Genomic DNA, 5,073 nt, shown 5'->3' on the forward strand with positions numbered 1-5,073 from the left:
GGTCACCAATCCGCGCCACCCCTACCACCTGCTGGCCAATTCGATGGTGTGGCTGTCCGATCGGTATCCCCGGCCCCTGTTGCCATCGGTGCCGACGTGGGTCCGCGAAATCACTCACGAGCCGGCGGCATGACCATGGCAAAAGCACACACTTACGCGACGCTCATCGTCGGAGCCGGCTTCAGCGGTTTGGGCGCAGCGATCAAGCTGGCCCAGGCCGGCGTCGACGACGTCGCCATCCTCGAGCGCAGCGACCGAGTCGGCGGAACCTGGCGCGACACCAGCTATCCCGGTGCCAGCTGCGACATTCCATCGCTGCTGTACTCGTTCTCGTTCGTCAAGAACCCGACGTGGTCGCGGACCTACTCACCGGCTAACGAGATCCGTAACCACATCGAGGAGATGGCCGACCGGTTCGACATCCGTCGCCACATTCAGTTCGGCCAGGAAGTCACCGGGCTGTCCTTCGACGAGCACGCCGGCATGTGGACCGCAACCACGGCTACCCGCAAGCGTTTTCGGGCCCGCACGGTGATCCTGGCGTCCGGCCCACTGCCGGATTCCAGCTTCCCCGACATCCGCGGCATCGAGACCTACGAGGGCCACAAGATTCACAGCGCCCACTGGGACGGGGATTACGACTTCGCCGGCAAGCGGGTCGGGGTCATCGGCACCGGTGCCAGTGCGATCCAGATCATCCCCGAACTGGTCAAGCAGGCCGATTTCGTGAAGGTATTCCAGCGCACCCCGGGCTGGGTACTCCCCCGCTTGGATTTCGCGACGCCGCCGGCTGTCCAGACGGTCTTCAACAAAGCCCCTGCAGTGCAACAGCTTGCGCGCCAAGCGCTGTACTGGGGGCACGAGGCGAGCGCGACGGCCCTGGTGTGGAACACCCCGTTGACGTCTCTGGTCGCCCGGCTCGGCAAGATGCACCTGAACCGTCAGGTCAAAGATCCGTGGCTGCGCCGCCAGCTGACACCCGACTTCACCCCGGGCTGCAAGCGGATGCTGGTATCCAGCGACTACTACCCCGCCCTGCAGCGCGATAACTGCAAGCTGATCGACTGGCCGATCGCGACGTTGAGCCCGGTAGGCCTTCGCACCAGCGACGGCATCGAGCATCACCTGGACTGCCTGGTGTTCGCCACCGGTTACGACGTGCATCTGACCGGCCCGCCATTCCCGGTCACCGGCCTGGGTGGACGATCGTTGAGTGACGAATGGACCGACGGCGCACAGGCTTACAAGAGTGCCAGCGCGCACGGCTATCCAAACCTGTTCTTCATGACCGGCCCGAACTCCGGCCCCGGACACAATTCGCTGCTGGTCTACGTCGAGGGCCAGCTCGATTACGCTGTCCGCGGTATCACCACCATCCTGGACAGCGATCTGCGCTATCTCGATGTCCGTCACGATGTGCAGCGCCGCTACAACGAACGCATTCAGCGGCGACTCACCAAGACGACGTGGATGTCAGGTTGCAGCAGTTGGTATTTGACCAAGGACGGACGCAACGTGTCGATGTACCCGGGGTTCGCCACCCAGTATCTTCGGCAGATGCGAGATTTCCAGTACGCCGACTACGACGCGGTCGAACATACGGCCGTGCGCGTGAGCTCATCCGCCTGAGCGATGGCACCCAACCGACCGCCCCGCGCTGAAACCGGCACCATCGCCGGCGTTTTGGCGAACCTGCGGCGCGCGCCCAAACGCGTCCGCCGGCAGTCACGGGAGGTCATCGAAAATGCGGTGTCGCAGTTGTTCGACGCCGCTGTCCGCCATCCACAGGGTGCGCCGGGCTTCGGCGAGTACCGCATCGATGATCTGGCCCGGCTGGCCGGCACCACCACCCGCAACATCCGGGTGTACCGCGACCGGGGCTTGTTGCCGCCACCGTTGCGGGTCGGGCGGATCGCACTGTACAACGACACGCACCTGACCCGGCTGCGGCTGATCACCTCGATGCTCGACCGCGGATACAACATCGCGCACGTCCGGGAGATGCTCAGCGCGTGGGAGGAGGGCAAAGATCTCGGCGACGTGCTCGGCCTGGAAACGGCGATCGTAGGCACTTGGACCACTGAGAAGTCCAAGACCATGCCGCTGGCCGAGGCGCAACGACTCATCAACGACGCCAAGGCTTTCGACCGCTTGGTCCAACTGCAGGTGATTCACCTCGATGACGGGCAGGCCACCATCACCCGGCCGAAACTGGTTGAGGCGTTCAACGAGATCCGCGGTTACGGCATGGAGATGGACAAGCTCATCGACCTGCACGAGCACATCGTTCCGCTGATCGACCAAATCAGCGAAATGCTGGTGCGCGCCGGAGCCGAACACGTCGCCGACCGGATCAAACCTCGGGAAGCCTTGCCCGCCGACACTGAAATCGCCGAGCTGATCACCATGCTGGTGCGATTTCGCACCCAGGCCGTCGCATCGGTCACCGCCACCCTGGCTTCGTCGATCGAATCGACCATCGAGTCACTGGTCAGCCAGATCCTGGCCGAATATTTGGAGCGCGAGCCGGACGCCGACGTCGGCTAGCGCGCCGTGTGCCGCGCAACCAGATGCGGCGCAAGCGTGGCCAGCTTCTCGCAGGTCTCCTCGAGCGCTGGCCAACCCACTTTTCGCGGCTGTGACCTCAACCGCGGCAGGGCGGGAACAGCAGTCGTCACGCAGCGTTTCCGCACCGTTCACGCCCCCGCCCCACAATGGATCACATCCCCCGCCCACCGACCATAGGATCGCGCGAGGCTGCGCTCCGATGAGAGGACAGCAACGTGTTTGTTATCCGGCTGCTTGACGGCGAAGAGGTCCACGGTTCCGAGAACGACGAGCTCACCGTCAATGAGCAGACTGGCGTGCTTACCGTGCACCGAGTCGACGGGTTCGAGGAAGTCACGACGCACTATTCGCCGTCGGCGTGGGCGTCGGTGACGCACCGCATCAAGGGATCCGTGGTGAGGCGGCCCCTCGTCGGCGCCGACAAGAAGTAAGGCACCGCGGCGCTCACGACAAGGTGATCGCACTCTCAGGGCAGTTGCGCTCCGCGTCGGCGGCCTGCGCCTGGTGCTCATCGGAGACGTCTTCGATAAGCACGATCGCATGCCCGACCTCGTCCGCGTCGAAGACGTCCGGCGCCAGCGTGTAGCAACGCCCGTGACCGACGCAGCGATTCGCGTCGACGGCCACCCGCCTCACTTGGGTACCGGGAACGTCAACGGCAGCGACTCCACCGACCTCAGCGCGGCGGTATAGGTCAGCTCGGTGCCCGGCTTGATCTCGTAATCGGGTATGCGGCGATGGAATTCGCGCAGTGCCACCCGCAGCTCCATCCGGGCCAGGTGAGACCCGAGGCAGCGGTGCGGGCCACCGCCAAAGGCGCGATGCCGGTTGGGGTTTCGACGGAAGTCGACGAGATCTGGATCGGGAAACTCGGCGGGGTCGGTGTTCGCAGCGCCGAGTAACGGGCTGACCCGCTCCCCCTTGTTGATCGGGCAACCGCCCACCTCGACATCTTGCATCGCGACTCGCGCGACGCCGGGAACCGGTGTCTCCCAGCGCAACAACTCCTCGATGGCACTCGGCAGGATGTCCGGCTGCTCGACGAGCTGATGACGATGGTCGGGGTGGCGGGCCAGGTAAACGAAGAAGCAGTCAAGTGAATCGGTCACCGTGTCGAGCCCGGCGATCAGGAACAGGAAGCAGATGTCGAGGACCTCGTGACGTGTCAGCGGTTCTCCATCGACCGTGGCCGCGATCAGCGAAGACAGCACATCGTCGCGTGGGCTGGCGATGTGGTCGTCGATGGCGCGCTCGAAGTAGTCATAGATCTGTTGCGCTACCCCCGCGGAGGCATCGTGGCGGCCTTCGTACCCGTCGGCGCCCTCCGGCCGGATCACCCCGTCTTTCCACTCCAGAAATTGGTCCAGGTCTTCCAGCGGCAGGCCAAGCAGCTGCAGAAACACCGTGCACGGCAGGGGTACGGCGAAGTCTTCGTGAAAGTCACATTCGCCGCGATCGGCGAAGCGGTCGATCATCTCGTTCACCAACTGGGCGACGCCGGGTTCGCGTCGGGCCATCTCCCGCGGGGTGAACAGCGGATCGAGGATTCGGCGGTACTTCGCGTGGTCGGGCGGGTCGATCTGCAGCGGAATCAACGGCCGGATATTGCCGAGATCGACGGCATCCATGTTCGATGAGAACAACTCGGTGTGCTTGAGCGCCATTTCGATGTCGGCCAGCCGGCTGAGCACGACCACGTCCGGTGCCCGGAACACCGGGGTCGACTCGCGCAACGCCTTGTACATCGGTTGCGGCTCGGCGAGACCCGCCACCGTATGGTTTACGAACCCGTCGGTTTCTGTCATGCGACCAGACTGACACCAAACGTCGGCGACGGGACGTGAATCCGCGTGTATTGCTGAACCGGGTTCCCACCGAATGCCGGCGGGTCCGCGCCGCCGCAAGTTTGAGTCAGTGGACGCTGCTACAATCGAATGTATGTTCGAAACATTAGCGGAAGTCGACCCGGCCCATGCGGAATCGACGCTGATTGAGCGGATCGCCGAGCTGGAGCGCGTCAAGTGCGCCGCGGCGGCGGGTCAGGCCCGAGCCGCGGCCGCGTTGGATGCCTCGCGCCGGGCCACGGAGGCGGCCGAGGGAATTCCGGCCGCGCGCCGTGGACGTGGGGTGGCCAGCGAGATCGCGCTCGCCCGACGGGATTCACCCGCCCGGGGTAACCGGCACCTCGGCTTCGCCAAAGCCTTGGTGCACGAGATGCCGCACACCATGGCCGCGCTGGAAGCAGGTGGGCTCACGGAATGGCGGGCCACCTTGATCGTGCGCGAAAGCGCATGCCTGGACATCGAGGACCGGCGGGCTTTGGATGCCGAATTGTGCGGCGACCAAGCCGGACTACAGGGCATCGGCGACGCAGCGGTGGCGGCGGCTGCCAAGGCGATCGCCTACCGGCTCGACCCGCACGCGGTCGTCGACCGGGCCGCCAAAGCCGAAACCGAACGGACGGTGACCATTCGGCCCGCGCCCGACACGATGACATACCTGACC

6 protein-coding genes and 1 pseudogene are annotated in these 5,073 nt (G+C 64.9%); 5 read left to right on the forward strand and 2 right to left on the reverse strand.

Annotated features, from left to right (window positions below; all coding sequences use genetic code 11):
* The 4 genes and pseudogenes from VGH54_RS08245 to VGH54_RS08260 all read left to right on the forward strand — a co-directional run.
* Positions 1–133: pseudogene (locus VGH54_RS08245) on the forward strand (ferritin-like domain-containing protein); the annotation flags it as partial.
* Positions 130–1,629: an NAD(P)/FAD-dependent oxidoreductase gene (locus VGH54_RS08250; RefSeq protein WP_331511454.1), complete on the forward strand. Its 1,500-nt coding sequence runs from the start codon at positions 130–132 to the stop codon at positions 1,627–1,629. The pseudogene VGH54_RS08245 and the gene VGH54_RS08250, both read left to right, overlap by 4 nt.
* A gap of 3 nt (positions 1,630–1,632) precedes the next feature.
* The gene (locus VGH54_RS08255; protein WP_331511455.1) at positions 1,633–2,547 is read left to right on the forward strand and encodes a MerR family transcriptional regulator; all 915 of its coding nucleotides are present in this window, start codon (positions 1,633–1,635) and stop codon (positions 2,545–2,547) included.
* Between the two features lie 236 nt (positions 2,548–2,783).
* Positions 2,784–2,999, forward strand: coding sequence for a hypothetical protein (locus VGH54_RS08260; protein WP_331511456.1), 216 nt, complete (start codon positions 2,784–2,786; stop codon positions 2,997–2,999).
* Between the two features lie 13 nt (positions 3,000–3,012).
* Here VGH54_RS08260 and VGH54_RS08265 read toward each other — a convergent pair whose 3' ends face one another.
* Together VGH54_RS08265 and VGH54_RS08270 are read right to left on the reverse strand one after the other, a co-directional pair.
* The gene (locus VGH54_RS08265) at positions 3,013–3,195 is read right to left on the reverse strand and encodes a ferredoxin (protein ID WP_414688674.1); all 183 of its coding nucleotides are present in this window, start codon (positions 3,193–3,195) and stop codon (positions 3,013–3,015) included.
* Positions 3,196–3,200: 5 nt separating this feature from the next.
* Complete coding sequence (locus VGH54_RS08270; RefSeq protein ID WP_331511458.1) at positions 3,201–4,373, reverse strand: cytochrome P450; 1,173 nt, start codon at positions 4,371–4,373, stop codon at positions 3,201–3,203.
* A 133-nt stretch (positions 4,374–4,506) separates the two neighbouring features.
* Between VGH54_RS08270 and VGH54_RS08275 the strand changes: the two genes are divergently transcribed.
* On the forward strand, positions 4,507–5,073 hold a 567-nt coding region (locus tag VGH54_RS08275), incomplete at its 3' end, for a DUF222 domain-containing protein (protein WP_331511459.1).

This window comes from Mycobacterium sp., from assembly GCF_036488105.1.
Classification (GTDB): domain Bacteria; phylum Actinomycetota; class Actinomycetes; order Mycobacteriales; family Mycobacteriaceae; genus Mycobacterium.